This window comes from Dactylosporangium vinaceum (assembly GCF_019904175.1).
Classification (GTDB): Bacteria; Actinomycetota; Actinomycetes; order Mycobacteriales; family Micromonosporaceae; genus Dactylosporangium; species Dactylosporangium vinaceum.
The window spans coordinates 5,756,624-5,782,822 of sequence record NZ_CP061913.1 but is presented as its reverse complement, the minus strand read 5'-3'; the positions used below and the strand labels follow the sequence as shown (position 1 = coordinate 5,782,822).

The window sequence follows — 26,199 nt, the reverse complement described above, 5'->3', positions numbered from 1 at the left end:
GCCCACGACTGCCACCCGCTCCGGCACCTTCGAGGCGGCCGGAGGTTGCCAGCCGGCCAATGCGTCAATGCGCCACTGCGTCGCGGCGGGCGGTTGTCAGTCGGTCGCTGCGTCGCGGCGGGCGGCGCGGGCGCGGCCCGTGCGGCGGCGGACCTCGGTGGTGCCGGCGGTCACCTCGTCGATCTGGCCGGCCAGGTGGGGGTGGTGCTCGAGGTGGGGGCGGACCTCGGCCAGGAGGGCGGGCAGGGCGGCGGCGTCGGTGTGGCCGAGGGCGGCGTGCAGGCGGTCCAGGTCGTGTTCGGCCGCTCGGGGCAGGTCGGTCAGGCCGCTGATCTGGCCGGCGATCCGGCGCAGGTCGGCGGAGTGGGCGTTGGCCCAGCGGGCGACCGCTTTGGTGCCGGCCCGCTCGTCGCGCTCGGCACGGACCCGGCCGTCCCGGGTGTGGCCGGGGGCGGTGGCGGTGGCGGAGCGCAGGTAGCGGCGCTCGGCGGCCTGCCGGCTGGCCACGCCCAGCGCCGGGGCCAGGGCCTGCCAGCTGACGCCGGCCCGGCGGGCGGCAGCGATCAGGTCCGGCTCGATCCGGGCCAGCTCGTCCTGGACTGCACGGAGGACCACCAGCGATCGCAGGATCACCTCGGCATCGACCGGCTCCACCCCGCCCGGTCCCGCTCCGCCCGATCCAGCGCCGCCCGACCCAGCCCCGCCTGATCCTGCCCCGCCCGCCCCGCGGTTGCCCGACCCAGCGCCGCCCGACGCGGCGGTGGCTGCCACGGTGCCGCCCGACCCAGCGTCAGCCGCCTCAGTGTGGGCCACCATGGCGCTGCCCCGACCGACACCGGGGCGCCCACGCCCGACGGAGCCGTCCGGGCCCGCCAAGGCCCAATCGTCGACCGTGTCCCCCGCAGCTACACGGGCCGAGACGGCGTGATCGGAGGCAGTCGGGCCCGAGACGGCCTCATCGGAAACAGCCGGGCCCGAGGTGGCCTGGGCAGGAAGGGCCTGGGCCGCGTTGATCTGGTCGATCGTGGCCAGGACGGACGCGATGGCGGCAACAAGATTCATCTGGACTCCGGGTCAATGTCATCGGTTCGTTGACGTTCTGGTTGTCGTCGGAACGATGACGTGGTACAACGAAGGTATCGCGCATTGACTCATCAGTCGAGTGCAGGAGGTGGCAGTCATGTTGATGCGCAGCGAACCCTTCACCGAGGTGCACCGGCTCGCCCAGCAGCTGTTCGGGGCGCCCACGGCCGGCACCTGGACCCACCCGTCGGCGATGCCCGCGGATGCGTACCGCAACGGCGACGAGTTCGTGATCGTGTTCGATCTGCCGGGGGTGGACCAGGACGCCATCGACATCAGCGTCGAGCGCAACGTCCTGACGGTACGGGCCGAGCGACGCCCGGCCGACCTCGGCGAGCGCGCCCAGGTCACGCTGTCCGAGCGCCCTCTCGGCGTGTTCTCCCGCCAGATGTTCCTCGGCGAGTCGCTGGACACGGAGAGAATCCAGGCGACCTACCACAACGGCGTGCTGGCTCTGCGCATCCCGGTCACGGAGAAGGCCAAGCCCCGCAAGGTCGCCGTCGGCACCGCCGCCACCCACACGGATCAGAAGGTCCTCAACAGCTGACACACGGCCACCGCACCGCCGGGCGCATCGGAGGCGAGCGGTCGGCGGTGCGGTGCCCGCAGGTGGTGATCGAACCATGCACACGGGACTCTCCCCGGAATGGGACCGGGACTACGACGCCGTGTTCGCCGAACTGATCAGCCGCGACGACGATCTCGTCCGCGCTGAGTTCGCCGGCCTGACCGGCCTCACCGGTCAGAGCCGCACCGCCGGCCGAGCCGCGGTGCCGGTCCGCCGCCGCGGGCCGCGCAGCCGCCTCTGTCGATTTCGCCCCGCTTGACGCCATAAAACCGGCATAAACCGCGACGCCGTATAAATCCGATAAGGCGCGGCGCGAAGCGCCCGACTTATCGGCACCAACAACCACCACAAACCGGATACAGCACAGTGCGCCGGCCGCTCCACGAGCGGCCGGCGCACCAGTACATAAGCTCAGACCGGCGTCTCGAGATCCGACGCAGTCTCAGGCGTGATCGGCTTCGTCGTGGCCTTCGCCGGGGTCCGCTTCCGCGGCTTCGGCGCCACCCCGGCCGGGTCGAGCGCCGGCGACGGCGTGGCCGTCACGGCCGGCGACGGGCCGGGCGACGGCGTGGGTGTGGGCGACGTGAACAGCTCCTGCACTGTCTGCACCGCCTGCCCCGCGGTCGGGTTGGCGCGCAGTCGCCCGGTGCTGGCGACGATCTGGTCGTACTTCTCCCGCCCCGCCCTCGTGCCGAGGACATAGCCGACGGCCACTCCCGCGGCCACAGTCAGCAGACGCATGCAAATCTCCCTCTCATCCCCGCCAACGGCGGACGGTGTACACGATCACGGCAATGCTCGCGCCGGCCGCGGCGAGCACGGCCCAGGGCAGCGGGCGGCGGGCTTCGACGGCCACCGCGGCGGCGGCGTCTCGGGCCCGGGCCTTGACGTCGGTCTTCGCGGCCAGCTCCGAGGCCGTGCCGGCCAGGTCGGCCCGCGTCGCCGCGATCTCGGCGCGCAGAACGACCGGGTCCTGGGGCGCGGTCATGCGCCCTCCGCAAGCTCCGGACCGGTCATGCACCCTCCGCTCCGCTCCGGGCGCACGACCGTCGAACTGCACCCCCCGAAGACCGGCCCCTCCGCAAGCTCCGGACCGGTCATGCACCCTCCGCTCCGCTCCGGGCGCCCGACCGTCGAACTGCACCCCCCGATGACCGGCCCCTCCGCAAGCTCCGGACCGGTCATGCACCCTCCGCTCCGCTCCGGGCGCCCGACCGTCGAACTGCACCCCCCGATGACCGGCCCCTCCGCAAGCTCCGGACCGGTCATGCACCCTCCGCTCCGCTCCGGGCGCACGACCGTCGAACTGCACCCCCCGATGACCGGCCCCTCCGCAAGCTCCGGACCGGTCATGCGCTGCGCCCCTCGCGCACGGCGGCCTTCACCGTGTTCACGTCCTGCTGCACGCCCGAGACCGCCTGCTGCGGTACCGGCGGCACGGCCTGCTGCAGCTGCTTGCGGCCCAGCAGCGCGGCCACACCGGCCGCGGCGAGGACCACGACGAGCACGACGAGCACCGCGAGCCACAGCGGCCAGACGAGGTCCAGCAGCACGACCAGCAGCGTCAGCAGCAGCCCGACCCCGAACCAGGCCAGGACCGCGGCCGCGCCGAACAGGCCGCCACCGACGCCCGCCCGCTTGCCCTTCTCGACAAGCTCCACCTTCGCCAGCGCCAGCTCGTCGCGCACGAGCGTCGAGATCTGCTCCGCGGCGCGCTTCACCAGCTCGGCCGTGGACGCGGCCTCGTGAGCTCCACCAAAATCGGCCACGGCCGTCACCTCCTCAGTTGCGTGACCCGTTCCCTGGTCATCGGGCACACAAACGTTCCGGAGGCCGAATCATCGATCCAGGGCCAGCTCGAGCCACACGTCCTTGCCGTCGCCGGGGTGCTGGTGGACGCCCCAGCGGGCGGCCAGTGCCTCGACGAGCAGCAGGCCCCGGCCGTTGTCGACGTCGGGGGCCGGTGCGCGGGGGGCGATGGCCTCGTCGGTGCTCGGGTCGTGCACCGAGATGCGCAGGACGTCGCCGCTGCGCTCCAGGTCGATGTGCTCGACGCCGCCCGCGTGCAGCAGGGCATTGGCGGTCAGCTCGGACACCAGCAACTCGACGTTGTCGCAGAACCAGGGCGCGGCCGGCCGGGTCAGCAGCCGGGGCAGCGCGGCGAGCACCCAGGCTCGCGCCGCCGCCGCGATCCCGACCTCGCTGCCGTTGCGAGGGCTCCAGCGCAGTGCGCTGTCACCGAGTACGCCACCGTCGTCCTGCATTCACTTCCCCCGCCAATCACTAGGTCCGCATGAAAGTGGTACCCCGTAGCGGGCGCGGCACACGCGACGACGGTGATCAACGGGCGATGCCGACCTCCCGGCCCCGGGCGAAGAACTCGCGGGCGCTGCGCGGGCCGGTGAGCAGCCCGATGACCGCCAGGCCGAGCCCGCCGTACAGGAGCGCGACGGCAGGCGTCGAGGCGTTGAACACGGCGACCGCGACCATGAACACGCCGATCGCGACGGCGAACCAGCGGGCGATCTGCGCGCCGAACCAGAGCCGGGACCCGACGACCCCGCACACCGCGGCCAGGCCCAGGCTGATGCCCGCGTCCTCGCCGAACCCGGAGCCGCGGACCGACACCGCGAGGGCGATCAGCGCAAACAGCGTGAAGAGCGCGAAGATGATCACAACAGTGAGGACCGGCACCGGCGGCCGGACGCGATTCGTCATGACCGGGTGATCTCCGTCGATGGCCGAACGCAAACCGGGTGTTTGCCGCGGCATCGGCCGGGCACGGGTGGACCCGCCGAAACGGCGACAACCCGACACGCATCTGCAGGGGGTACTCCCATGGGCACGACAGACGCCGCCGAGCTGATCGAGCGCGACCACCGCGCGATGGAGGAACTGTTCGACCGGGTCCGCTCCGGCACCGGCGACCGGGTCGCGCTGCTCAACGAGGTCGCGGTGCGCCTCACGGCCCACGCCCGGGCCGAGGAGCAGGAGGTGTACCCGGCGATCGAGCGGTCGCAGCCGGACGGGGACGAGGAGGTCGGGCACGCGATCGACGAGCATCACGAGGCCGAGCACCTGCTGCGCTCGGCCCGGAACCTGACCGGCTCGCCGCACTTCGACGAGGCGTTCGCCGCCTTCGTGGCGGCCGTGGACCACCACGTGCAGGAGGAGGAGCGGGAGGTACTGCCGGCCCTGCGCCGCGCCGTCGACGCCGCCGAGCGCGAACGCCTCGGCGCCGCCTTCGAGCAGACCCGCCAGGCGCTCGTCGCCGAGCTCGAGCCGCTGTCCGGCCCGCCCGGGACGGTCAACCTGGTGGCCGCCCCGGCCCGCACGACCGAGCACCTGGCCCGCAACGCCAAGCCGGCCCGGATCACCGGGAACCCGGCGGCCCGCAGGACCGACGCGGCGGCTCCGAAGGGGTGACGGCTCAGCGTCCGCGACCCTGCTGGGACGCCCGGTAGACCGGCTGGCGCAGCCGCTGCACCAGGCCTACCGGGGCCAGGTCGGGGGCGGCGTTGGCGATCGGGTCGAACGCGAGCGCCGCGTCGGCCCCGGCGTCCAGGACCGGCCCGAACCGCAGGACCGCGAACGACCGCCAGCTCCCCCAGCGGGAGGCGGCCACGAGCGGCAGCTGGATGCCCGGGCCGGCGGCGGCGCGCACGACGGCGTCGAGCGTGCTGCCCAGGCCCGGCTCGGGCTGGGTGGCGAGGAACACGCGGCGGCGCCCGGCCCGGTAGGCCAGCAGCGTGCCGTAGCGCCCGCCGAAGTCGCGCCGCGGCCACGGCAGGTGCCGCAGGACCGGCACCGCCGTGCAGCTGGACAGCAGCAGGTCGACGTCACCCTCGGGCTGCGGCAGGCGGATCGCCAGGCCAAGCACGTCGGGCCAGCCGGCCGGGGTCGGGGCGCCCTTCGAGACGCGCACGACGGCCGGGTGGACGGCCGGCTCGTCCAGCAGCGCGGCGCCCCAGCGGTGGCCGCGGGTGCCGAACGTCGTCAGTGCTCCGGTGAACGTCCGGCCCCGCGGGTGCAGCAGGCGGGCGCCGCGCGCGTGTGCGGCCGTGCGAACCGCCGCGGTCAGCATGCTCATGCCATCGCCGATACCCCGCACGGGGCGCGTCAATGGATTGTTTTGCCGCGGGGGCCGTGGGTAGCGGCGGCAGGGAAGGGAGCCGCCGTGTTCAATCCATTGGATCACAAGGGAATTCCGCTGCAGGAGCAGATCCGCAGCTGGCGTGAGCTGAACGTGGAGCCGGTCGATCCGGAGGCCGTGGACCCGTACACCAGGTGCCGCATCATCACGATGAACGGCATCGAGGTCGAGGCCATCATGTTCAGTCACCAGTTCGCCCGGATGTGCCCGGACCCGCAGGTCAAGCAGCTGCTGGCGTACACCCGCTACGTCGAGAGCCAGCAGCAGCGCACCGTGAACTGGCTGCTGCCCGGGCTGGCCAGCGTGCTGGAGACGACACTGGGCTACGAGCAGGTGGCCGTCGACCTCACCGCGTGGGTCGCCCGCCACGAGCCGGACCCGTACCTCCGCCAGGCCTACGAGTTCGGTGTGCTGGAGGACTTCGACCACCTGTACCGGTACGCGAACCTCTACGAGATGGTCGAGCGGCGCCGGGCGGAGAAGATCGTCGACGCGCTGACCGAGGTCATGCCCGGCCGCCCGACGGCGCTGGAGCACCGCCACCCGTTCGACGAGGTGCGCGCCCCCTACGACAAGGACCTGGTCGACCCGCGCTCGAAGCTGCACGCGCTGACGATCCTGTCGGCCGAGCAGCAGGTGATGATGTACTACATGAACGTCGGCCCGCAGTACATGGAGCCGATCGCCCGCCAGCTGTACCAGGAGATCAGCCTCATCGAGCAGGAGCACGTCACGCACTACGAGTCGCTCGTCGACCCGGGCGAGACGATGTGGGAGCGTCTGATCACCCACGAGTACAACGAGTGCTGGCTGTACTACTCGTTCATGGAGCAGGAGAGCGACCCGCGGATCAAGGCGATCTGGGAGCTGCACCTGCAGATGGAGCTGGCCCAGCTCCAGCAGGCCGCCGACCTCCTGCGCCAGTACGACGGCCGGGAGCCCGAGCAGATCGTCGGCGCGGCCGGTGTGCCGGAGCCGCTGCTGTTCGAGCCGAACAAGGAGTTCCTGCGCGGCCTGCTGGCCACCCAGATGGATCTCACCAAACTCGGCGAGGGCTACGTCCGCGAGGCCCACGAGCGCTTCGAGTGGATGCAGGAGCAGCTCCACGCCGGTGGCAAGCCGCCGTCGGAGGAGGTCATCGACATGCATCGGGAGAAGTTCGGCGACGAGTACCGCATCGAGACCGAGGGCCCGCACCCGGTCGAGTCCCTCCGCGCCCGCGAGGGAGCCCGCCGTGCCTGACCGCGAGGCCGTGCTGGACCCGCGCACCGAGGACGTCGTCGACCTGCTGCTGCTCCAGCACGCCCGGATCGAGGAGCAGTTCCTGCTCGTGACCGGCGCCACCGGCGAGGCGCGCAAGCAGGCGTTCGACGATCTCGTGCGCCTGCTGGCCGTGCACGAGACGGCCGAGGAGGAGCTCATCCACCCGCTGTCGCGCACCCTCGGCGACAACGACGCCATGGTCGAGGACCGCCTCGCCGAGGAGCGCCTGGCCAAGGAGACGCTGACCGAGCTCATCGACGCCGGCGTGGACGCCGAGGGCTTCGACACCGGGCTGCTCCTGCTGCGCACCTCGGTGCTGGAGCACGCCCGGCACGAGGAGCGCTACGAGTTCCCACACCTGCGCGCCCACGTGCCGGCCGAGCGGCTGCAGCGCCTGGCCACCGCGTTCGCCGCGGCGGAGAAGGTCGCCCCGACCCGCCCGCACCCCGGTGCCGAGTCGGCGAAGGCGAACATCGCCGGCGGCCCGATCCTCGCGGTCGTGGACCGGGTCCGTGACGCGGTGCGCCGTGCCGCGGACGGCAAGGGCTGAACGCCGGCGTATGGCACTCCGCCTGGCCCGCATGAGCCGCGCCGAACGCCGCGCCGCCGTCGCCGCGCCGCACCCGTTCCTCGGGTTCGTGAGCCACAACGTGTGCGCCGGGCGGCTGCGGCTGCACGTGCGGGAGCACCTGACGCCGGGCGCGCCGGCCTGGGTGCTCCTGCACGGCCTGGCCGTGTCCCACCGCTACCTCATGCCGACCGCCGCCGCCCTGGCCCCGGCATCGGTGCACGTCCCGGACCTGCCCGGCTTCGGGCTGTCGGACAAGCCGCGGGAGATCTACGGCCCGCGCCGGCACGCCGAGGTCGTCGCGGCCTGGATGGACCGGGCCGGGATCGGCCCCGCCGGCGTGCTCGGCAACTCCTTCGGCTGCCAGGTCGCGGTCGAGCTGGCGATCGTCCGCCCCGATCTCGTGTCGGCGCTGGTGCTCGTCGGCCCGACGGTGGACCCGGCCGCGGCGAGCGCCGCGGGCCAGATCGGGCGCTGGCTGCGCGATCTGGCCCGCGAGGACCCCTGGCAGGCCCGGATTCTCGCCGCCGACCTTCGCGACGCCGGGCCACGGCGCGTGCTGGGCACCCTGCGCCGCTGCGTGGAGCACCGCATGGACGAGCGGCTGCCGCTGGTGGGTACCGTCCCCACGCTGCTCCTGCGCGGCGAGCGGGACCCGATCGCACCCCGGCGCTGGCTGGAGCGGGCCGCCGCCCGCACACCGAACGCCATGGTCGGGGAGGTTCCGCTGGCCGGGCACAACGCCGTCACGACCGCCGGGGCGGCCGTCGCGGCGCTGGCTCAGAGCTCCGGCACCTCGTGCAGGGCGGCCTCCTCGGCGCTCGCGCCGCCACCGGCCGAGCCGGCGTCGTAGGCGATCGCGTCCTTCTCCTCGTCCGGCCCCAGGCCCTCGTCCGGCTCGACCAGCCGCCCGACCTTGCCGCTGCCGCCGCCGATCCCCGTGTCGTACATGGAGACCGGGGAGTCGAGGTTCGGCTCGACGGGCGCATCGTCGATGACGGTGCCCTGCTCGACCGCGTCGACATCGGCCGCGAGGGCGTCCGGGTCGAACGTCTCCTCGGTGTCGGCCACCGCCCGCGCGTCGGGCCGGGGCTCGCCGATCTCCTCGAGCGCCGGGTCCGGGACCTCGCGCTCGAGCTTCAGGTCGAGCGGCTCGCCCTCGCGGGCCTCCTCCGGCGTCGTGCCGAAGTGATCTATGGCGAGCGGCTGGTCGTCGCGGTCCAGCGGCAGCGCGCTCGGGTCGGGGCCGTCGGCGATGCGGACGGACTCGCCGTCGTCGCGGGCGGTGGAGTCGTCATCGGCGGTGCCGGGCAGGCCCGCGGCCTCCGGGTCCGACACCGGGTTCGGGTAGTCGTCAGTGCGCATGCCGGTACTGGTACCCGGCGCCGGTGAACCCACACAGCGCTTTCGTTTGCCGATCCCCCGCCGGGGTAGCGCTGTCGCATGGCAACCAACGACACCCGCCCCGACGATACCGGCCCGGACGACACCCGCCCCGCGGGCGTCTGGCGCGACGAGGAGCGCCTGCCGCTCGCCGATCTGGTCGACGCGGTCGCGACCTCGGCCGACGACGGGCAGACCGACGACGAGTCGGGCAACGACGCCGGCATCCAGCAGGCGCTCGACGAGGACGGCGGCGCCACGGCCCGGCCGGACTTCACCGGCCGGACCGGGCCGCACTGACGGGCCGGTGATGACGGGCCGAAACCGGACGATCAGGGTGTGAACCGGTCGATGACGATGACCTGCTCCGCGCCGAGCAGCAGGGCCGCGCGGGCCGCCATCTGCCCGACCGCGCCCGCGCCCCAGACCGCGACCACGTCTCCCGGCTGCACCCCGCCGAGGTCCGCGCCCATCCAGCCGGTCGCGGCCGAGTCGGAGGCGAACAGCGCCCGCTCGTCGCTGACGCCGTCGGGCACCGTGAACGGGCCGACGTCGGCGAACGGCACCCGGACGTACTGCGCGTGGCTGCCGGCGAAGCCGCCCATCGCGTGGGAGTAGCCGAAGCAGCCACCGGGCGCGGCGCCCCACATGGTCTCGGTGACGGCGGGGTTCGTATTGCCGTTGTCGCACAGCGAGTACTCCTCGCGGCGGCAGTACCAGCACTGCCCGCACGCGATGAACGACGACACACAAGCGCCTTCACAGCCGGCCCTCCTCGCGTCCGTGCCGGGTCGCGTACGCCAGCGGCGCACCGGTCAGCGTGGGCTTGGTCGTGGCCGGGGCGTCCGGGCGCAGCACCTCGCCGACCTCGGCCAGGGACCGCGCCGCCCGCAGCGCCGCGCGCAGCCGCCGCACCCGCTGCGGGTCCGCGCCGGGGGCGACCCGCGCGGCCGAGGTCGGCAGCACGGCCCGGGGCGCCGCCCAGACGACGGCCGAGTCGGCCAAGGGCAACGCCCGCGACGCCACGGCCGACGTGAAGCAGGCGGTCACGCCGTAGCGCAGCGCGGATTCGCGGGAGACGTCGTTGCTGCCCCCTCGGCGTCTCCCGCACCCGCGTCCGGGTGACGGCCCCCGGTCACGCGGTCGGGACCATCGCCCGGACGGCCTCGTGGGACCACTCGACGAGCATGAGCGTCGCGTCGTCGGTCGGCGGGCCGTCGTAACGGGACAGCGCCGCGTGGCACAGCCGGCGCAGGGCCTCCGGCGCGGGCAGGTCACCGGTCGTGCGCTCCAGCAGGTCGGCCAGGGCGTCGATGCCGAACTGCTCGCCCCGCTCCCGGGTCTCGGTCACGCCGTCGGTGTACAGCAGCAGCCGATCGCCGCGTTCGAGGACCTCCTCGCCCACCTCGGTCCCCGGGTCGTCCAGCCCGAGCGGCAGGCGGCGCCCGTCGTCCAGGCTGGCGACCACCTTGCCGCCCCGCAGCAGCAGCGGGCGGGGGTGGCCGCAGTTGACGTACCGCAGCCGCCCGCCGGCCACGTCGAGCTCGCACAGGACGGCCGTGGTGAAGCGCAGCTCGGGCAGGTACGCCGCCAGGGCGCGGTCCGCGGCCCGGGCCAGCCCGACCAGGTCGTCGCCGCCACGGCGGGCGGAGCGCACGGCCGACATCACCGTCGCCGTGCCGAGCCCGGCCCGCAGCCCGTGCCCGGCCGTGTCGTAGATCGCGAAGAACAGCGTCGAGTCGTCCGAGGCGTAGTCGAACCCGTCGCCGCCGACCTCGTAGCAGGGCTCCAGGATCGCCGAGACGACCATCCGCCGCGACACGAACGTGAGCGGCGGCAGCAGCCGGAACAGCAGCTCCGACGCCTCCGACATCCGCCGGGTCCGCTTGACCTTGAGCAGCGCGTCCCCGTAGGGGATCTTGGTCGCCACCATGTGGCCCACGAGCTGGGAGAACAGGTCGCAGCCGGCCTGGAAACTCTCGTCCGGCGGCACGGGGGCCCCGCCGGCCGCCAGGTGCAGCACGCCGAGGCGCTCGCTGCCGTCGAGCAGCGGCAGCCACACGTTGCTGCCCTCGGTGACGCCCTGCACCGTCATGAACACCCGTCCCGCCGCTGTGGAGTTCACGGCCAGCGGCTCCGGGGTCGCCACCTCCGGCTGCGGCACCGGGTGCAGGTTGCGCTGCTCCTGGTCGACCAGGTAGATCCGGGCGGCCAGGCCGAGGGGGGCCGCGGCCGCGCTCACCTCGCCGGCGAGCTCGTCGGGCTGGGCCAGCCGGGTCCGCTGGAGCAGATCGGCGACGGCGGCCCGCCAGGGCCACGGCTCGTTCACAGATGGCGACACGCATCCACCCTCTCGCAGATCACCCCGCGCCGCCCGCGGAGCGGGCCGGATAAACTGCCGGACGTGCAGACTTCCTACGCAGGCGACGGAGGCGGCGAACCCGGCGGCAACCCCGCAGACCTGGTCAAGGTGCAGATCCTCGACGGGGACCCGACAGTGGTCTGCGTCTCCGGCCGCCTGCTGTTCGACACGCTCCAGCCACTTGTCACGGCCCTGGCCGCCGTCGACCCGGCCAGGCATCCGCGGGTGATCTTCGACCTCGCCAACGTCCCGATGTGCGACTCGAGCGCCCTGAACGTCTTCGTCCGCACCCGCACCGCGCTGGTGGCGGCGGGCGGCTGGCTGCGGCTGGCCGCCGTCCAGCCGATGGTGCGCAGCGTCCTGGACATCACCAACCTGACGTGGATCCTGCCGGTGTACCCCACCGCCGCGGCGGCCGCGGCCGACTGACCGTGTACAACGCCGCGGGCCGGGTATCACGGGAGTCGATTCCCGAGCCTGGAGGTACACCATGACGACACCACAGGGGCAGCCGGTGCCGCCCGTCGTGCCGGTTGCGCTGAGCGACGACCTGGCCGGCGAGGAGCGCACGGCCCGCGACGCCGAGGACGGCACGCCGGTCGGCCAGGCCGATCAGCGGGCCGACGTGGAGCGCTCCGGCGGCGACCCCGACGAGGTCTAGGACGCCGCCGGCGCGAGGCGCCGCGCTGCCAGCTCGGCCAGCAGCGTGGCGCCGTCGACGAGCACGCTGTCGTCGAACTCGGCCCGGGGTGAGTGGTTGTTCGGCAGTCCCCGGTGATCGTCGGCGACGGCCGCGCCCAGGAAACAGTACGCACCGGGCACGCGCTGGAGGACTCGCGAGAAGTCCTCGGAGCCGGGGTCCGGATGTGCCATCTCCCGGAACCGTTCGGGCCCGAAGCAGTCCCGGGCCGTGGCGGCGACGAACGCGGCCTGCGCGGGGTCGTTGACCGTCACGGGGTACTCCGGGACGAACCGCACCTCGGCCCGCAGCCCGTGCGCCGCGGCGATGCCCTCGCAGAGGCGGACCGACTCCCGGGCGATCTGCTCGCCGGCCGCGGCGCTGAACGTGCGGACCGTGGCCTCGAAGACCGCCTCGTCGGGGATGATGTTGCGCAGCGTGCCGGCGTGGAACGCGCCGACGGTGACCACGACCGGCTCGAACGGGCTGTAGCGGCGCCCGACCATCGTCTGCAGCGCGGTCACCATCGCGCAGGCGGCCGGGATCGGGTCGGCCGCGTCATGCGGCGCGGAGCCGTGCCCGCCGGCCCCGACGACCCGCACGAACAGCCCGGCCGAGGCCGACATCAGCGGGCCGGGCCGGGCCGCGAACACGCCGCGGGGGAAGTCGGTCGCGAGGACGTGCAGCCCGTAGGCGAAGTCGGCGGGGCGACCGGCGGCGGTGAGCACCCCCTCCTCGATCATCAGACCCGCGCCGTCGTACCCCTCCTCCCCCGGCTGGAACATGAAGACCACGTCGCCGGCGAGATCCTCGCGGCGCCCGGCGAGCAGATGCGCGGCGCCGACAAGCCCGGCGGTGTGCAGGTCGTGGCCGCAGGCGTGCATGACCCCGGGGACCTGCGACGCGTACGGCACGTCGGCCAGCTCGGTGACCGGCAGCGCGTCCATGTCGCCGCGCAGCAGCACCACCGGGCCCGGGCGGGCCCCGCGCAGCACCGCCGTCACCGACGACAGCCCCCGGCCGGTGCTCACCTCCAGAGGGAGCCCGGCCAGCGCCTCGAGGACGCGGGCCTGGGTGCGGGGCAGGTCCAGGCCGATCTCCGGCTCCCGGTGCAGCCGCCGGCGCAGGTCGATGAGCTGTTCACCAAGTCGCATGAGGATCGTTTCCGGTCGCCCGAAGGGTGGTAGAGCAGTCTCGTGCGACAGTACCGAATGAACCAGAGCCAGGCTCCGCTCCTCGACGCGCTCGAGGAATACCACCGGCTGGGGCGATACGGCTATACGCCGCCCGGGCACCGGCTGGGCCGCGGGGCCGATCCGCGCGCCCGGGCCGTCCTGGGCGCGGACACGTACCGCGCCGACGTCCTGGCCTCCGCCGGGCTGGACGACCGTTCGTCGTCGAACGGGTACCTCTCGACGGCCGAGAAGCTGATGGCCGACGCCGTCGGGGCGCAGACGGCGTTCTTCGCCACCGCGGGCAGCTCCCTGTCGGTGAAGGCGGCCATGCTGGCCGTCGCCGGCGGCCAGGGCCAGCTGCTGCTCAGCCGCGACGCCCACAAGTCGATCGTGGCCGGGCTGATCTTCGCCGGGATCGAGCCGCGGTGGATTGCGGTGCGCTACGACGAGGAGCTGCACCTGGCCCACCCGCCGTCCCCGGAGGCGCTGGAGGCCGCCTGGGACCGGCACCCGGACGCGAGCGGGGCGCTCGTCGTGAGCCCGACGCCGTACGGCACCTGCGCCGACCTGGAGGCGCTCGCCGAGATCTGCCACAGGCGGGGCAAGCCGCTGATCGTCGACGAGGCGTGGGGCGCCCACCTGCCCTTCCACGACGACCTGCCGACGTGGGCGATGGACGCCGGAGCCGACGTCTGCGTGGTCAGCGTGCACAAGATGGGCGCCGGGTTCGAACAGGGCTCGGTCTTCCACACGCAGGGTGACCTGGTCGACCCGCGCCACCTGTCGGCCTGCGCCGATCTGCTCATGACTACGAGCCCGAACGTCATCCTGTACGCCGGGATCGACGGATGGCGCCGCCAGATGGTCGAGCACGGGCAGCGGCTGCTCGCCGACGCGCTCGCCCTGACCGCGGACGTCCGGCAGCGCCTCGGCGCGATCGGCGGCCTGCGCGTCCTGCACGACGAGCTGGTGGTGAAGGAGGCCAGCCGCGAGCTCGACCCGATGCACGTGGTCATGGACCTGCAGGAGCTCGGCATCAGCGGCTACCAGGCGGCCGACTGGCTGCGCGAGCACTGCCTGATCGACGTCGGCCTGTCCGACCACCGCCGCGTCGAGGCGACCATGTCGATGGCCGACGACGAGTCCACCGCCGACCGCCTGGTCGACGCCATGACCCGGCTGGTGGCGGCCGCACCGGGCCTGCCCCGGCCGAAGCCGGTCGACCTGCCGTCGCCGCAGCAGTTCGAGCCGGAGCCGGTGATCCTGCCGCGCGACGCCTTCTTCGGCGCCGCCGAGCAGGTCCCGGCGGCAGCGGTGGCCGGACGCGTCTGTGCCGAGCAGCTGACCCCCTACCCGCCCGGCATCCCCGCCCTGATCCCGGGCGAGCGCATCAGCGCCGAGATCGTCGACTACCTGCGCTCCGGCCTCGCCGCCGGCATGGTCGTCCCGGACGCCACCGACGCGACGCTCGACACCTTCCGCGTCGTCGCGTGACACCGCCCGGCCGGCCCGCGCTGCGGGCCGGCCGGGCGGGCGGTCAGGCCGAGCGGGGCTGCTTCTTCAGGTTCTTGAGCTTGCGGGTGTCGCGCAGGTCGACGTAGGGCTCGTCGGTCTCGCTGTGGCCGGCCTGGATGGCCCGGCTGCGCTGGAGCTCGGCGTCGAACTCGGCGCCCAGGAGGATGGCGATGTTGGAGATCCAGAGCCAGATCAGGAAGATGATGATCGCGGCCAGGCTGCCGTAGGTCTTGTTGTACGAGCCGAAGTTGGCCACGTAGAAGCCGAAGCCGGCGCTCGCGATCAGCCAGATCACGACGGCCAGGATGCTGCCCGGGCTGACCCAGCGGAAGCCGCCGTGCTTGGCGTTGGGCGAGGCCCAGTACAGGATCGCGAAGAGCAGCACGACGAGCGCGACGAGCACCGGCCACTTGGCGATGTTCCACGCCGTGACGGCCGCACCCCCGGCGCCGATCCAGCGGCCCGCGGTCTCGGCCACCGGGCCGGTGAACACCACCAGCAGCGCCGCCACCGTCAGCAGGACGCCGGTGATGATCGTGACGCCGATGCGGATCGGCAGCGTCTTCCACACCGGGCGCCCCTCGGGCACGTCGTAGATGGCGTTCGACGCCTGCATGAACGCGCCGATGTACCCGGACGCCGACCACAGCGCCCCCAGGATGCTGACGACGGCCAGGAGCCCCGCCGTCGACTGCTGCCCGTCCTGCAGGTTGCGGGCGGCGTCGCCGAGAATCGCCCCCGTCGACCCGGGCGCGACGTCACCGATGTTGTCGATCACGCGCTGCACGGTGTCCTGCCCGAACAGCCGCAGCACGGTGACGAGCAGCAGGATCCCGGGGAAGATCGAGAGCACCCCGTAGTAGGTGAGCGCGGCGGCCCACACCGTGATGTTGTCGTCGCTGAACTCCTTGACGGTGCGCTTGAGCACCTGCCAGTACGACTGCTTCGGCAGCGCACTGAGCTCGTCCGGCCCCTGCTCCGCGGTCGGCTTGTTCGGCGGGCTCTCCGGCTCGTCGGCAGCCGTCCGCCCCACTTCCCGTGGCGCTCGCTCTTCGGCCATGGCGATACTCCTCACTGCTCAGGTGCTGCAACAGCCCCTGTTCCCACAGTGAGGACCGCCAATCGTCATACCGCCGGCCGAGTGATGTCGATGTCGTCGACGTAGCCGCGGAACAGGCCCGTGCTCCCGGGCTGGTCGTAGCCGATGCGGATCTCGTCGACAGTGCCGCCCGCGAGCGGGCCGAGGTCGACCGTGATCCGGTTCCATTGGTCGACAAGCACGTGGCCGCCCTGGCCCTGGTAGCGCGGGTGGGCACGCACGCCGAACTGGTCGACGGCCCCGGAGTCGCGCAGGCTGCGCCCGTCGGTGAGCAGGAGGTCGATCGCCACGTAGGCGCCGTTCGCCTGCTGCGGGCGGATCCAGTACGTGAGGGTCGTGCCCGTGGTGACGGCCAGGTGCACGTCGTAGAGGCGGTTGTACGAGTACGAGCCGGCCGCGCTCAGATCGTTGCCCGAGTACATCAGCGCGTAGGTGCCGCCGTGGGCGAGTTCGGCGCGGCGGCCGGACTCCATCGCGGTCAGGCCGCAGCAGTAGCCGCCGACATTGAGCGATCCGGCCACCGTGTCGGTCCAGGTCAGCTGCTGGACCGCCGCGCCGAGATCGGTCCGGAACAGCGGCCACGGGCGGCCGGCGCCGAGCACCGGCTGCAGCGCGGAGTACCAGGTGTCGGCCAGCTTCGAGTACCCGTCGTCGGTCGGGTGGATGCCGTCGGAGCCGATGTCGGCCAGGGTCAGGCCGGCGTGGAGGTCGACGAGCCTCACCCGCCGCCCGGCCGCCGCCTTGGCCTGCACGATCCCGGGCAGCTTGGCGTTGAACGCGGTGACCCGGGCGTCGACGGCGCTGTCGCGGTTGGGCACGAGCGTGGACACCATGACCGTCGCGGCCGGGGCGCCGCGCAGGATCTGGTCGATCAGGGCGCTCAGCCGGGCCGGCGCGTCGACCAGGTCGTAGTTCTGGATCATGTCGTTGGTGCCGGCGTTCAGCAGCACCACATCGGGCTTCGCGGCCGCGATCCAGGCGTCGGCCCCGGCCGCGACCTGGTCGATGCGGTAGCCGGGGTGGCCCTCGTTGTCCCGGTCCGCGCCGGTGCCGGACTGCTGCGAGCCGACGAAGTCCACGGCGATCCCGGCGTCGTCGGCGAGGTGGCGGCGCAGCTGCTCGCGGTAGCCGTTGCCGTCGGTGGAGGCGGTCCCCCACGTGATCGACGCACCGAGCGCCAGGATGCGCACCGGCGTCGCGGCCGCGGCCGGCTCCGGGACGGCGAACAGGCCGGTCAGGATCGCGGCACCCGCGAGCAGCCATCGACGCATGTCGAAAGCAAAGACGACCCCCGGCGATTTGTCAACCATTGACAGAACATGCCGTCAACGGGGGCCGTCGGCGGTGCGGCGCACCGCGAGCAGGGCGATGTCGTCACCGGCCGCGCCGTCCTGGAGCATGGCCGCCATCACCCTCGTGCACAGCTCGTCGGGGTTGGCCGGGCCGACCGCGGCGACCAGCCGGTCCAGGCCCCGATTGATCGAATGGGCCCGCCGCTCGACCAGCCCGTCGGTGTAGAACAGCAGGGTGCCGCCCGGCGGCAGGGCGACAGTGGTGTCGTGCCGGGGCAGGGACATGTCGGTGCCGAGCGGCAGGTTGGGGCGGATCGGGAGCAGCTCGGCCGGGGCGCCGGGCGCGGCGAACACCGGCGGCGGGTGGCCCGCGGCCGACAGCGCGACGGTCTCCAGGCCGGGGTCGATCACGGCGTAGATCGCGGTGGCCATCGCGCCCGGCTCAAACCGGTGGATCTTGCTGTCGAGCCGGGTCAGGACGTCGGCGGGGTCGTCGGTCTCGAGGGCATACGCGCGCAGGGCCGAGCGGATGCGCCCCATGACCACGGCGGCTCGCAGGCCGTTGCCGGCGATGTCACCGACCGCGACGCCGATGCTCCCGGTGGGCAACTCGAACACGTCGTACCAGTCACCGCCGACGCCCACGTCGGCGCCCGGGACGTAGCGGACGGCCAGCTCCAGGCCGGCGATGTCCGGGGGGCGGGTCGGCAGGAGGCTGCGCTGCAGGGCGTAGGCGGTGGCCCGGTCGAGACCCTGCAGGCGGGCCTGGGTGGCCGGGGCGATCCGGTCGGCGGCGAGCTGCAGCAGCTCCACGTCGGCCGGGGTGAAGCGGCGCTGCGAGCGGGCGCCGACGTAGAGGACGCCGATGAGCCGGCCGCCGCTGATCATCGGCACGCCGAGCATCGCGGCGATGCGCTCGTGGATCAGGACCGGGCTGACGACGGTGGTCTCGTCGATCCGGTCGATCGCCACCGGCTCGGCCCGGGCGGCGACGGAGCCGGCGAAGCCGCGGCCGACGGGGACCCGCACGCCCTGGTGGACCTCGCGTTCGAGGCCGCTGGCGGCGGTGGCGACGAGCTCGGTGCCTGTCGGGTCGAGCAGCATGACCGTCGCGGTGTCGGCCTGCAGCAGCTCGCGGGCGCGCACGAGCAGCTCGGCGAGGAGGTCCTCGACACCGAGGCGGGACAGCGCGGTGTCGGTGATCTGCTGGATGCGCCGCAGCTGGTCACCGCTGGTGGTGCCGGTGTCGGGAGCGGTCATAGGCGCCCGCGCCCGTCCCCGCTCCCGTCCGCGTCACCGCCGCTCGCCACGACCTCGACGGTGGCGAGCTGGTCGAGGCCGCTGAAGACGAGCAGCGCCTCGTTGAGCGGGCTGATGCGGATGTCCAGCTGCTCGGCGTGCGCGAACAGGGTGGCCAGGGCCGCGCTGTCGAGGTAGTCCACCCGGGTCAGGTCGACCTGCAGCCGGACGCCGGGCGACAGCGCGGCCCGGAGCCGGTCGGCGAACTGCTCCGCGTTGGTGAGGTCGATCTCGCCGACGGCCCGCAGCTGCGCGCCGCCGTCGGCGGTGTGGCCCGTCGTGATCTGCAGCGGAGTGGTCATGATGTGATCCTCGTGAACATCTCGACGGTGGTCCCGGTGGCGCCGGTGCGCAGGTCGACGTTTTGCATGAGGGCACGCATGAGCTTCAGGCCGTGGCCCCGGTTCGGGTCCGGCTGGTCGCGCGCGGGGCGCCACTCGCCGTTGTCGACGACGGTCAGGTGCAGGTCCGGCCCCATCGCCCGGGCCAGCAGCCGGACCCAGCCGGCGCCGTTGCGGTGCCCGTGCTCGATGGCGTTGGCGCACGCCTCGCCCGCCGCGACGAGCACCTGCTGGGCGAGCTGGGAGCCGACGCCGGCCCGGTGCAGCCAGCCCCGCAGCGCGGCCCGGGTCGGGGCCAGCTCGCTGCTGCGGGCGTCGAAGGACAGGTCCAGGGGCGCCGGGTGGCGGTACAGCAGCAGCGCCACGTCGTCACTGGCGCCGTCCGCGCCGACCATCTGCTCCATGATCCGGTCGGCCAGCTGCTCGACCGGCAGCATCTGGTGGGACTGCACGGTGTCGGCGGCGTCGTCGATGCCCACGGTGATGGGCCGCCGGCGGCGCTCGACCAGGCCGTCGGTGTAGACAAGCAGGACGCCGCGCGGCGAGATCACCGTCGACGTCTCGGCCCGGTCCCCGCCCCGCGGCACCCCGATCGGCAGGCCGCGGCCCCCGGTCAGCAGCATCCGCTCACCGTCCGGCAGGGCCAGGATGGCCGGTGGGTGCCCGGCGCTCGCGTAGACCAGCCCGCCGTCGGCGGGGTCGAGGATGGCGCAGAAGGCCGTGGTGCACGACGCGCCCGGCAGCAGCCCGGCGAACCGGTCGAGGGCCGAGAGGACCTGGGCCGGGCCGGTCGCCTGCAGCAGCAGGGCGCGGGCGGCGCTGCGCAGCTGGCCCATGATGGTCGCCGCCGACAGACCCCGGCCGACGCAGTCGCCGACCATGATGCCGATCCGGCCGTCGGGGAGGTCGACCGCGTCGTACCAGTCGCCGCCGACCTCCAGGGGCCGGGTGGCCGGCTGGTAGCGCACGGCGAAGCCCTCGGGCAGCGTGGCCGGGCCGAGGATCGAGCGCTGCAGCGCGACCGCGACCTCGCGCTCCCGGTCGAAGGCGTAGGCCCGGTGCAGGGCCTGGGCGATGCTGCCGCACAGCAGCAGCAGGAGGGTCTGGTCCTCGGTGCCGAACCCGCGGGCCGGGTCGAGGACCAGCCGCAGCGCCACCGGGCCGAGCGGCGAGTCGAGCGTCGTGCCGGCGCCGACGGGCCGGCCGCCGGGCCCCATCTCGATCAGGATCCGCGACTGGCCGAGGTCGAGGAGGCCGTCGAGCGCGGCGGGGGCCTCGGCGCCGATCGCGGCGTCGGCGGCGGACACGGAGGCGGCCCGGGCGGCGACCCCTGTCGCGTGCCACTGGCGGCGCAGCTGGCCGACCGCGGCCTGCAGGACCTCGGGCACGGTCCGCGCGTCGGCGAGCCGCTGGTTCATGGCGTTGAGGGCGGTGTCGCGCTGGGCCGCGGACCGCTCGGTCGTGATGTCGCGCAGCGTGCCCACGAGCATCCGGGAGCCCGTGTCGTCCTGCACCGAGTTGATGGAGACGGCGGCCCACAGCCGGTGGCCGTTGCGGTGCTGCAGCGGCACCACCATCGTGCCGTGCTGCCCGGAGAGCACCTGCTCGGCCTGCCGGACGACCTGCTCGTCGGCGGCCGGGTCGGTCGCGGGGTCGGGCCACCACGGGTGCGGCCGCGGGAACGGCAGCTCGTCGGCCCGGTAGCCGAGGATGTCGGTGAACGCCGAGTTGATCTCGACGATCGTGCCCTCGGCGTCGGCGACGAAGAAGCCCTCCTGCAGCGAGTCGATGAGCGCGGTACGCCAGCGGGCGTGATGGTTGCGCAGGCGGGCCAGGTCGACGTTGGCCCGGACCCGGGCCAGCAGCTCCTGGGCCGCGAACGGCTTCACGAGGTAGTCGTCGGCGCCGGCCGAGAGCCCTTCGACGGCCGCCTCCTGCCCGGCCCGGGCCGAGAGCAGCATGACCGGCACTCCCGCCGTGCGCGGGTCGGACCGCAGCGCCGCGACAAGCCCGAGCCCGTCGAGGCCGGGCATCATCACGTCGCTGACGATGAGCTCCGGCGGGTGGGTGCGGGCGGCGGCGAGCGCGGCCGCGCCGTCGGCGACGGTCGTCACCTCGTAGCCGCCGGTGAGCAGGCGGCGCAGGTAGTCGCGCATGTCGGCGTTGTCGTCGGCGATCAGGACCCGGGCTCGCGGCCCGTCCGCGGCGCCGGCCGGCACCATGGCGCCCGCCGGGGGGTCCTGGTCGGCGCCGGGCAGCCAGCGCAGGGCCTCGCGCACGAACGGCTCGGCGGTCTCGGTCGCCGTGTCGCTGCCGGTGGCCGCGGCGAGCTGGTCGGCCGGCAGGTGAGCGGCGCCGAACGGCAGCCGGATGGTGAACGTGGTGCCGGTGCCGGGCCGGCTCTCGGCGGCGATGGTGCCGCCGTGCAGGTGGACGAGCTCCTGCACCAGCGCCAGGCCGATCCCGCTGCCCTCGTTGGACCGGGCCCGCGCGGTGGCGATGCGGTGGAAGCGCTCGAACAGCCGGGGCATCTCCTCCGGGGGCACCCCGATCCCGCTGTCGGCCACGGTGACGACCGCGTGCTGCTCCTGCGCCGCGACGGCCACCCGGATCCGTCCCTCGAACGTGAACTTGAGCGCGTTGCTGAGCAGATTGAGGACGATCTTCTCCCACATGCCCCGGTCGATGTACACGGGCCGGTCCAGCGGCGGGCAGTCGACCTCCAGCGCAAGCCCGGCCCGCTCCACCGCGGCCCGGAAGACGCTTGCCAGCTCGGCGGTGAACAGCGGCAGGTCGACCGGCTCGTAGCTGGCCTGCATCCGGCCGGCCTCGATGCGGGAGAAGTCCAGCAGCGTGTTGACGAGCTTGCCCAGCCGCAGCGCGTTGCGGTGGATGACGTCGACCTCGTCGTGCAGGCCCGGGTCGCCGGCCGGGAGGCGCTCGCGCAGCTCCTGCACCGGGCCCATGATGAGGCTCAGCGGGGTGCGGAACTCGTGGCTGATGTTGGAGAAGAAGGTCGTCTTGGCCCGGTCGAGCTCGGCCAGCTCCTCGGCCCGCCGCTGCTGGGCCTGGTAGCTGCGGGCGCTGCCGATGCCGGTCGCGACGTGCCCGGCGGTGAGCTCCAGGAACCCGCGGTAGCCGGCGTCGGAGAGCCGGTAGCGGTTCAGCCCGGCCACGAGCAGCCCGTAGGGTGCGCCGCCCTGCTGCAGCAGGGGCAGCAGCAGCGCCCGGACCGGCGGGTCGGGCCAGCCGCCGTGCGGCAGCCCCGTGAACGCGGGCCCGTCGAGGTCCACCAGCACCGGCGTCGGCCACGCCCCGGCCACCGGCCACACGGCCGCCGGGTCACCGGCCAGCAGGTGGGCCGGGGCCGCCGGGTGCCCGTCCGGCAGGCCGGTCGCGGCGGCGAGGCGGGCGTCGCCCTCGCCGTCGAACAGGTAGGTGAGCGTGAACGGCAGGTCGCGCGGGTTGTGCCCGAGCTGCTCGGCGACGAAGCCCAGCATCTCCTGCTCGGTGCGCACCACGCTCGGGTCGGAGCCCAGGTCGCGCAGGGTCGCCATCCGCCGCTCGCCGATGACCCGGTCGGTCTCCTCGCTGACCACGCACAGCATCCCGGTCAGCGTGCCGTCGTCGTCGCGAAGCGGGCTGTAGGAGAACGTGTGGTAGGTCTCCTCGCGGTAGCCGGAGCGCTCCAGGAACAGCAGCAGCGCCTCGTCCCAGGTGGCCGTGCCGGTGGTGAGCACGGTGTCGATCCGCGGGCCGATGTCGTCCCAGATCTCGGCCCACACCGTGCTGGCCGGCCGGCCGAGGGCCCACGGATACTTGCGGCCCAGCGTGTCCCGGCGATATGCGGCGTTGCAGAAGAACGTCAGCTCCGGGCCCCAGGCCATCCACATCGGAAACCGCGACGCGAGCAGGATGCTCACCGCGGTGCGCAGGCTCTGCGGCCACCCGGCGGGCTCGCCGAGCGGTGTCGCGGCCCAGTCGACCGCGGCCAGATCCCGGCCCACCTCGGCATCCGCGGCGAACGCGTCGAAGAGGTCGGGTACAGGTTCCGTGGCCACGGATGTTGAGGGTACCGGCCGGTCCGCGATCCGGCTCAGTCGGCCAGAAAGTCCAGCAGGGCGTGGTTGAACGCGTCCGGATGGCTCACGTTGCAGCCGTGCGGGGCGCCGGGCAGGACGACGAGCCGGCTGCCCGGCAGCGCCGCGTGGGTGCGCCGCCCGGACCCGTCGAACGGCACGGTGGCGTCCCCGTCGCCGTGCAGTACCAATGCCGGCACCGTGATTTTGGCCAGATCGTCACGGAAGTCCGTGTTGCCGAAGGCGGTCAGGCACTCCAGCGCCGGGATCTTCCCCGCCTGCCGGGTCAGGGCGAGCGCCTCCTGGCGCTGCTGCTCGGTGACCTTCAGCTGCCCGCCCACCGAGAAGAACTCCGTGATGAAGCCGTCGAAGAACCGGTCCCGGTCGGCGGTGAGCCCGGCCGCCATCTTCGCCGCCGCGGCCGGGGCGAGGGGCCCGTCGGGGTTGTCGGGGGTGTGCATCATGTACGGCGTCACCGCGGCGGCGAACACGACGCTGCGGACCCGGTCCGGCCCGTAGTTGGCCAGATACCGCGCGACCTCGCCGCCGCCCATCGAGAACCCGACGAGCGTGGCGTCGCGCACGTCGAGCTCCCGCAGCACGGTGTGCAGGTCCTCGGCGAGGGTGTCGTACCCGTAGCCGGTGAGCGGCTTGTCGCTGCGCCCGAACCCGCGCCGGTCGTAGGTGATCGCCCGGTGACCCGCCTGGCGCAGCGCGGGGAGCTGCGCCTTCCACGACTCCCCGGACAGCGGCCAGCCGTGCAGGAGCACGACCGGCCGTCCGGTGCCGCCATGGTCGTCGACGTGCAGCTTCGTGTCCCGCAGGAGCCCGTGGTGCGCGGTGATCTCGGTCATGAGCTGCCTATTCCCGGGTGGTGCGGGCTCACACATCGCCGGGTACCGCCGTGGAACTTAGTTCGTGCCACGATAGGGTCAGGCCATGTCCCCCAGGGCCAAGGTGCGCAAGGCGCCGATCACCGTCGAGCGGATCGTCGACGCCGCACTCCAGGTCGTCGCGGCCGAGGGCTACGACGCGCTCACGATCCGGCGGATCGCGGCCGTGCTGGAGACCGGCCCGGCGTCGCTCTACGCCCACGTCGTCAACAAGGCCGACATCGACGCCCTGATCATCGGCCGGCTGTTCGCCGAGCTCGACCTGCCCGAGCCGGACCCGGCGGCGTGGCGCGCGCAGATCCACGGTGTGTGCGCCCGGATCCGCGACCAGTACCTGCGCTACCCCGGCATCTCCCGGGCCGCCCTGGCCATGGCCCCGGGCAACCGCGACACGCTGCGGGTCGGCGAGGGCATGCTGGCCATCCTGCTCGCCGGGGGCATCGCGCCGCAGACGGCGGCCTGGGCCATGGACGCGCTGTCGCTGTACGTCGCCGCCTACGCCCTGGAGCGCTCCATGGTCGTGCAGCGCCGGGCGGGCAGCGCCGACGAGTGGGTGCTGAGCCGCGACGAGCTGATGGCCCGGCTCACGGCGCTGCCGGACGATGCGTTTCCGCAGACCCGACGGCACGCCGCCGAGCTGACGGCAGGTAGCGGCGAAGCACGCTTCGACTTCGCTGTGGGCCTGATCCTGGACCATCTCGCCCCGTAGCGCCGCCGCCCCCGGGCAGCGCCGGCGGCAGCGGCTCGAAGACGTTGCCGCGGTGCGGTGCGACGGTCTCGCGCGACAGCCCGCCCAGGCGCATCAGCGGGCCGACGAGCGCGTCGTAGACGCCGGGCAGCGCGACGAAGCCGAACCGGATGAACCGGTTGGTCCAGCCGACGTTCACCGTGGCGCGCGGATGCCCGGCGCACTCGACGATCGCCCGGGCCACCGTCGACGGCGACGCGACGGGCGGCGGCGGGCGCCCGATCCGCCCGGCGAAGTTGGCCGCGTTGCGGTAGATGGGCGTGTCGACGGCGCCCGGGGCGACCAGGCAGACGTGGATGTCCGGCGCGTCGCGGGTCTCCTGCCGCAGCACCCGCACGAGCCCGCGCAGGCCCCACTTGCTCGTCACGTAGCCGCTCATGTACGGCGTGGCGATCGTGCCCAGCAGCGACCCGCCGAAGATCAGCACGCCGTGGCCCTGGGCCCGGAAACGGTGCAGCGCGACCCGGGCGACAGCGGCCGGGCCGAGCAGGTCCGTGCGCACCACCTGCTCGAAGACGTCGGCCGGGACGTCCTCGAACCGCCCGTAGGCCATCACCGCGGCGGTGTCGACCCACACGTCGATGCCGCCGAACGCGGCCACCGCCGTGTCCGCGACCGCGCCGAGGCTCTCCGGGCGGGCCAGGTCGGCGGGCACGACCCGCACCGGCGCGCCGCGGGCCCGGCAGGCGTCGGCGACGAGCTCCAGGTCCTCCCGGGACCGGGCGGCCAGCACCAGCCGGCACCCGGTCGCGGCGAAGGCGAGCGCCGACGCCCGGCCGATGCCGCTCGACGCGCCGGTCACGACCACGACCCTTTGACGATCTTCATCCCCCACACCTGTCGAGTACCCCTCCGCCGCGGGGTATCCCATCGGGATGTGGAACTGTTTCGCCCGCCCGGACGCGCGGGTGCCCGGCTAGCATCCGCCGAACCGGATGGCCTCCAGGCGCGCGGCCTGCGCGCGGTCCATGACGGTGACGGTCGCGGCCTGCGGATGGGGCCGGCGGACGACCTGCTGCCAGTTGCGGCAGTGGGTGGCGAACGCCGACGGGCGGACCCGGCGGTTGCGGGCCACCTGCCCGGCGAGGGCCTCGGCCGGGCTGACGTCGAGCAGCAGCAGGTGGACGGGGCGGCGGGCGGCGCGGAAGATCAGCCGCCGGGCCCAGGGCCGGGTGGCGCACTCGTGCACCACGATCGGCCCCGGGGTGCGCATGGCCCGGACCAGGCGCGCGTAGTGGGTGAGGTGCACCACGGGCCGCCAGGAGCGGTACGGCAGCCGGCCCAGGTAGCGCCGCCACCACGTGCGGGTGTGGTCGGAGTCGAGCACCCGCACGCCGTCGCCGCCGTCCGGGAACAGCCGCCGCAGCAGTGTCGTCTTGCCGGCACCGGGGATGCCGGCGACGACCAGGACGACGTCGCGGTCGTAGCGAAGCTCGGCGGCCAGGTCGCGCCGGGCGACCGGGCGCTCAACGGCGACGGCGGACACGGGCCACGACCTGCATGATGCGGCGGCGGTTCTGCGGCTTGGCCAGCTCGCGGCGGGCTCGCGAGATCAGCTGCTGACCTTGCGGGCCGCGCAGGAACCGGCGGATGTGATCGGCGAGGGTCATCCTCATCGGAGGTCCTTCCCGCCACCGGCGGGCTCGGAGCAGGCGCGCCTCCGACCCGACAGCGGCGACGTCGTATGTCACCTGCTGGG

General features: G+C 73.7%; 31 protein-coding genes and 1 pseudogene. 11 read left to right on the top strand and 21 right to left on the bottom strand.

What is annotated here, in order from left to right:
* Positions 1–96: 96 nt before the first annotated feature.
* Complete coding sequence (locus Dvina_RS25975; protein WP_223105057.1) at positions 97–633, bottom strand: hypothetical protein; 537 nt, start codon at positions 631–633, stop codon at positions 97–99.
* 547 nt (positions 634–1,180) lie between these two features.
* Here Dvina_RS25975 and Dvina_RS25970 point away from each other — a divergent pair.
* Positions 1,181–1,630, top strand: coding sequence for an Hsp20/alpha crystallin family protein (locus tag Dvina_RS25970; protein ID WP_223105056.1), 450 nt, complete (start codon positions 1,181–1,183; stop codon positions 1,628–1,630).
* A 76-nt stretch (positions 1,631–1,706) separates the two neighbouring features.
* Positions 1,707–1,910: a hypothetical protein gene (locus tag Dvina_RS25965; protein WP_223105055.1), complete on the top strand. Its 204-nt coding sequence runs from the start codon at positions 1,707–1,709 to the stop codon at positions 1,908–1,910.
* A 152-nt stretch (positions 1,911–2,062) separates the two neighbouring features.
* Here the strand turns inward: Dvina_RS25965 and Dvina_RS25960 are convergent, their stop codons facing one another.
* From Dvina_RS25960 to Dvina_RS25940, 5 genes are all read right to left on the bottom strand, one after another.
* Complete coding sequence (locus Dvina_RS25960; protein WP_223105054.1) at positions 2,063–2,392, bottom strand: hypothetical protein; 330 nt, start codon at positions 2,390–2,392, stop codon at positions 2,063–2,065.
* Between the two features lie 13 nt (positions 2,393–2,405).
* Positions 2,406–2,639 (bottom strand): DUF3618 domain-containing protein, encoded by a 234-nt coding sequence (locus Dvina_RS25955; RefSeq protein WP_223105053.1) that lies wholly within the window; start codon positions 2,637–2,639, stop codon positions 2,406–2,408.
* 361 nt (positions 2,640–3,000) lie between these two features.
* Complete coding sequence (locus Dvina_RS25950) at positions 3,001–3,420, bottom strand: phage holin family protein (protein WP_246656454.1); 420 nt, start codon at positions 3,418–3,420, stop codon at positions 3,001–3,003.
* Positions 3,421–3,489: 69 nt separating this feature from the next.
* Positions 3,490–3,915, bottom strand: a complete 426-nt coding sequence (locus tag Dvina_RS25945) for an ATP-binding protein (RefSeq protein ID WP_223105051.1) — start codon at positions 3,913–3,915, stop codon at positions 3,490–3,492.
* Between the two features lie 76 nt (positions 3,916–3,991).
* Entirely contained in the window at positions 3,992–4,369 is a 378-nt protein-coding gene (locus Dvina_RS25940) for a hypothetical protein (RefSeq protein WP_223105050.1), read from the bottom strand.
* 120 nt (positions 4,370–4,489) lie between these two features.
* Here Dvina_RS25940 and Dvina_RS25935 point away from each other — a divergent pair, with 120 nt between their 5' ends.
* Positions 4,490–5,077 (top strand): hemerythrin domain-containing protein, encoded by a 588-nt coding sequence (locus Dvina_RS25935; protein WP_223105049.1) that lies wholly within the window; start codon positions 4,490–4,492, stop codon positions 5,075–5,077.
* A gap of 4 nt (positions 5,078–5,081) precedes the next feature.
* Here the strand turns inward: Dvina_RS25935 and Dvina_RS25930 are convergent, their stop codons facing one another.
* A complete protein-coding gene (locus Dvina_RS25930) occupies positions 5,082–5,741 on the bottom strand; it encodes a phosphodiesterase (protein ID WP_223105048.1) in 660 nt (219 codons plus the stop codon).
* 87 nt (positions 5,742–5,828) lie between these two features.
* On the opposite strand from Dvina_RS25930, the gene Dvina_RS25925 reads away from it, so the two are divergent.
* The 3 genes from Dvina_RS25925 to Dvina_RS25915 are packed head-to-tail and all read left to right on the top strand — an operon-like array spanning position 5,829 to position 8,488.
* Positions 5,829–7,046: a hypothetical protein gene (locus tag Dvina_RS25925; RefSeq protein WP_223105047.1), complete on the top strand. Its 1,218-nt coding sequence runs from the start codon at positions 5,829–5,831 to the stop codon at positions 7,044–7,046.
* Positions 7,039–7,617: a hemerythrin domain-containing protein gene (locus Dvina_RS25920; protein ID WP_223105046.1), complete on the top strand. Its 579-nt coding sequence runs from the start codon at positions 7,039–7,041 to the stop codon at positions 7,615–7,617. The genes Dvina_RS25925 and Dvina_RS25920 overlap by 8 nt, the downstream gene beginning before the upstream one ends.
* A 10-nt stretch (positions 7,618–7,627) precedes the next feature.
* Complete coding sequence (locus tag Dvina_RS25915) at positions 7,628–8,488, top strand: alpha/beta fold hydrolase (protein WP_223105045.1); 861 nt, start codon at positions 7,628–7,630, stop codon at positions 8,486–8,488.
* Here the strand turns inward: Dvina_RS25915 and Dvina_RS25910 are convergent.
* Positions 8,416–9,000: a DUF5709 domain-containing protein gene (locus tag Dvina_RS25910; RefSeq protein WP_223105044.1), complete on the bottom strand. Its 585-nt coding sequence runs from the start codon at positions 8,998–9,000 to the stop codon at positions 8,416–8,418. The genes Dvina_RS25915 and Dvina_RS25910 overlap by 73 nt on opposite strands.
* Before the next feature lie 78 nt (positions 9,001–9,078).
* Here Dvina_RS25910 and Dvina_RS25905 point away from each other — a divergent pair, with 78 nt between their 5' ends.
* Positions 9,079–9,318 (top strand): hypothetical protein, encoded by a 240-nt coding sequence (locus tag Dvina_RS25905; RefSeq protein ID WP_223105043.1) that lies wholly within the window; start codon positions 9,079–9,081, stop codon positions 9,316–9,318.
* 32 nt (positions 9,319–9,350) lie between these two features.
* On the opposite strand, the gene Dvina_RS25900 is transcribed toward Dvina_RS25905, so the two are convergent.
* From Dvina_RS25900 to Dvina_RS25890, 3 genes are all read right to left on the bottom strand, one after another.
* Entirely contained in the window at positions 9,351–9,767 is a 417-nt protein-coding gene (locus tag Dvina_RS25900) for an MDR/zinc-dependent alcohol dehydrogenase-like family protein (protein WP_380029823.1), read from the bottom strand.
* A 10-nt stretch (positions 9,768–9,777) separates the two neighbouring features.
* Positions 9,778–10,068 carry a hypothetical protein gene (locus Dvina_RS25895; RefSeq protein ID WP_223105042.1) on the bottom strand — a complete coding sequence of 97 codons (291 nt, stop codon included), beginning with the start codon at positions 10,066–10,068 and terminating at the stop codon, positions 9,778–9,780.
* Positions 10,069–10,153: 85 nt separating this feature from the next.
* Positions 10,154–11,359 (bottom strand): PP2C family protein-serine/threonine phosphatase, encoded by a 1,206-nt coding sequence (locus tag Dvina_RS25890; RefSeq protein ID WP_223105041.1) that lies wholly within the window; start codon positions 11,357–11,359, stop codon positions 10,154–10,156.
* Between the two features lie 63 nt (positions 11,360–11,422).
* On the opposite strand from Dvina_RS25890, the gene Dvina_RS25885 reads away from it, so the two are divergent.
* Both Dvina_RS25885 and Dvina_RS25880 read left to right on the top strand, forming a co-directional pair.
* Entirely contained in the window at positions 11,423–11,809 is a 387-nt protein-coding gene (locus Dvina_RS25885; protein ID WP_223105040.1) for an STAS domain-containing protein, read from the top strand.
* A gap of 61 nt (positions 11,810–11,870) precedes the next feature.
* Positions 11,871–12,041 (top strand): hypothetical protein, encoded by a 171-nt coding sequence (locus tag Dvina_RS25880; protein WP_223105039.1) that lies wholly within the window; start codon positions 11,871–11,873, stop codon positions 12,039–12,041.
* On the opposite strand, the gene Dvina_RS25875 is transcribed toward Dvina_RS25880, so the two are convergent.
* On the bottom strand, positions 12,038–13,213 hold the full coding sequence (locus Dvina_RS25875) for a M20 metallopeptidase family protein (protein ID WP_223105038.1): 1,176 nt from the start codon (positions 13,211–13,213) through the stop codon (positions 12,038–12,040). The two genes, Dvina_RS25880 and Dvina_RS25875, sit on opposite strands and share 4 nt — an antisense overlap.
* Positions 13,214–13,255: 42 nt before the next feature.
* Here Dvina_RS25875 and Dvina_RS25870 point away from each other — a divergent pair, with 42 nt between their 5' ends.
* On the top strand, positions 13,256–14,728 hold the full coding sequence (locus tag Dvina_RS25870) for an aminotransferase class I/II-fold pyridoxal phosphate-dependent enzyme (RefSeq protein ID WP_246656453.1): 1,473 nt from the start codon (positions 13,256–13,258) through the stop codon (positions 14,726–14,728).
* 43 nt (positions 14,729–14,771) lie between these two features.
* On the opposite strand, the gene Dvina_RS25865 is transcribed toward Dvina_RS25870, so the two are convergent.
* The 6 genes from Dvina_RS25865 to Dvina_RS25840 all read right to left on the bottom strand — a co-directional run bounded on the left by Dvina_RS25865 (position 14,772) and on the right by Dvina_RS25840 (position 23,713).
* Positions 14,772–15,809, bottom strand: coding sequence for a YihY/virulence factor BrkB family protein (locus tag Dvina_RS25865; protein ID WP_223105037.1), 1,038 nt, complete (start codon positions 15,807–15,809; stop codon positions 14,772–14,774).
* A gap of 65 nt (positions 15,810–15,874) precedes the next feature.
* Positions 15,875–17,119, bottom strand: a complete 1,245-nt coding sequence (locus Dvina_RS25860) for an SGNH/GDSL hydrolase family protein (protein WP_223105036.1) — start codon at positions 17,117–17,119, stop codon at positions 15,875–15,877.
* Between the two features lie 54 nt (positions 17,120–17,173).
* Positions 17,174–18,400 (bottom strand): PP2C family protein-serine/threonine phosphatase, encoded by a 1,227-nt coding sequence (locus tag Dvina_RS25855; RefSeq protein WP_223105035.1) that lies wholly within the window; start codon positions 18,398–18,400, stop codon positions 17,174–17,176.
* The gene (locus Dvina_RS25850) at positions 18,397–18,741 is read right to left on the bottom strand and encodes an STAS domain-containing protein (protein WP_223105034.1); all 345 of its coding nucleotides are present in this window, start codon (positions 18,739–18,741) and stop codon (positions 18,397–18,399) included. The genes Dvina_RS25855 and Dvina_RS25850 overlap by 4 nt, the downstream gene beginning before the upstream one ends.
* A complete protein-coding gene (locus tag Dvina_RS25845; RefSeq protein WP_223105033.1) occupies positions 18,738–22,841 on the bottom strand; it encodes a SpoIIE family protein phosphatase in 4,104 nt (1,367 codons plus the stop codon). Before Dvina_RS25845 ends, Dvina_RS25850 begins: the two co-directional genes overlap by 4 nt.
* A gap of 35 nt (positions 22,842–22,876) precedes the next feature.
* On the bottom strand, positions 22,877–23,713 hold the full coding sequence (locus tag Dvina_RS25840) for an alpha/beta fold hydrolase (RefSeq protein WP_223105032.1): 837 nt from the start codon (positions 23,711–23,713) through the stop codon (positions 22,877–22,879).
* An 85-nt stretch (positions 23,714–23,798) separates the two neighbouring features.
* On the opposite strand from Dvina_RS25840, the pseudogene Dvina_RS54465 reads away from it, so the two are divergent.
* Positions 23,799–24,386 (top strand): annotated as a pseudogene (locus tag Dvina_RS54465) (TetR/AcrR family transcriptional regulator); the annotation flags it as partial.
* Here Dvina_RS54465 and Dvina_RS25835 read toward each other — a convergent pair.
* The 3 genes from Dvina_RS25835 to Dvina_RS25825 form a co-directional block, all read right to left on the bottom strand.
* On the bottom strand, positions 24,337–25,302 hold the full coding sequence (locus Dvina_RS25835) for an SDR family NAD(P)-dependent oxidoreductase (protein ID WP_246656452.1): 966 nt from the start codon (positions 25,300–25,302) through the stop codon (positions 24,337–24,339). The pseudogene Dvina_RS54465 and the gene Dvina_RS25835 sit on opposite strands and share 50 nt — an antisense overlap.
* Positions 25,303–25,416: 114 nt before the next feature.
* Positions 25,417–25,986 carry an AAA family ATPase gene (locus Dvina_RS25830; protein WP_223105030.1) on the bottom strand — a complete coding sequence of 190 codons (570 nt, stop codon included), beginning with the start codon at positions 25,984–25,986 and terminating at the stop codon, positions 25,417–25,419.
* Positions 25,967–26,116: a hypothetical protein gene (locus tag Dvina_RS25825; RefSeq protein ID WP_223106271.1), complete on the bottom strand. Its 150-nt coding sequence runs from the start codon at positions 26,114–26,116 to the stop codon at positions 25,967–25,969. Before Dvina_RS25825 ends, Dvina_RS25830 begins: the two co-directional genes overlap by 20 nt.
* Positions 26,117–26,199: the final 83 nt, after the last annotated feature.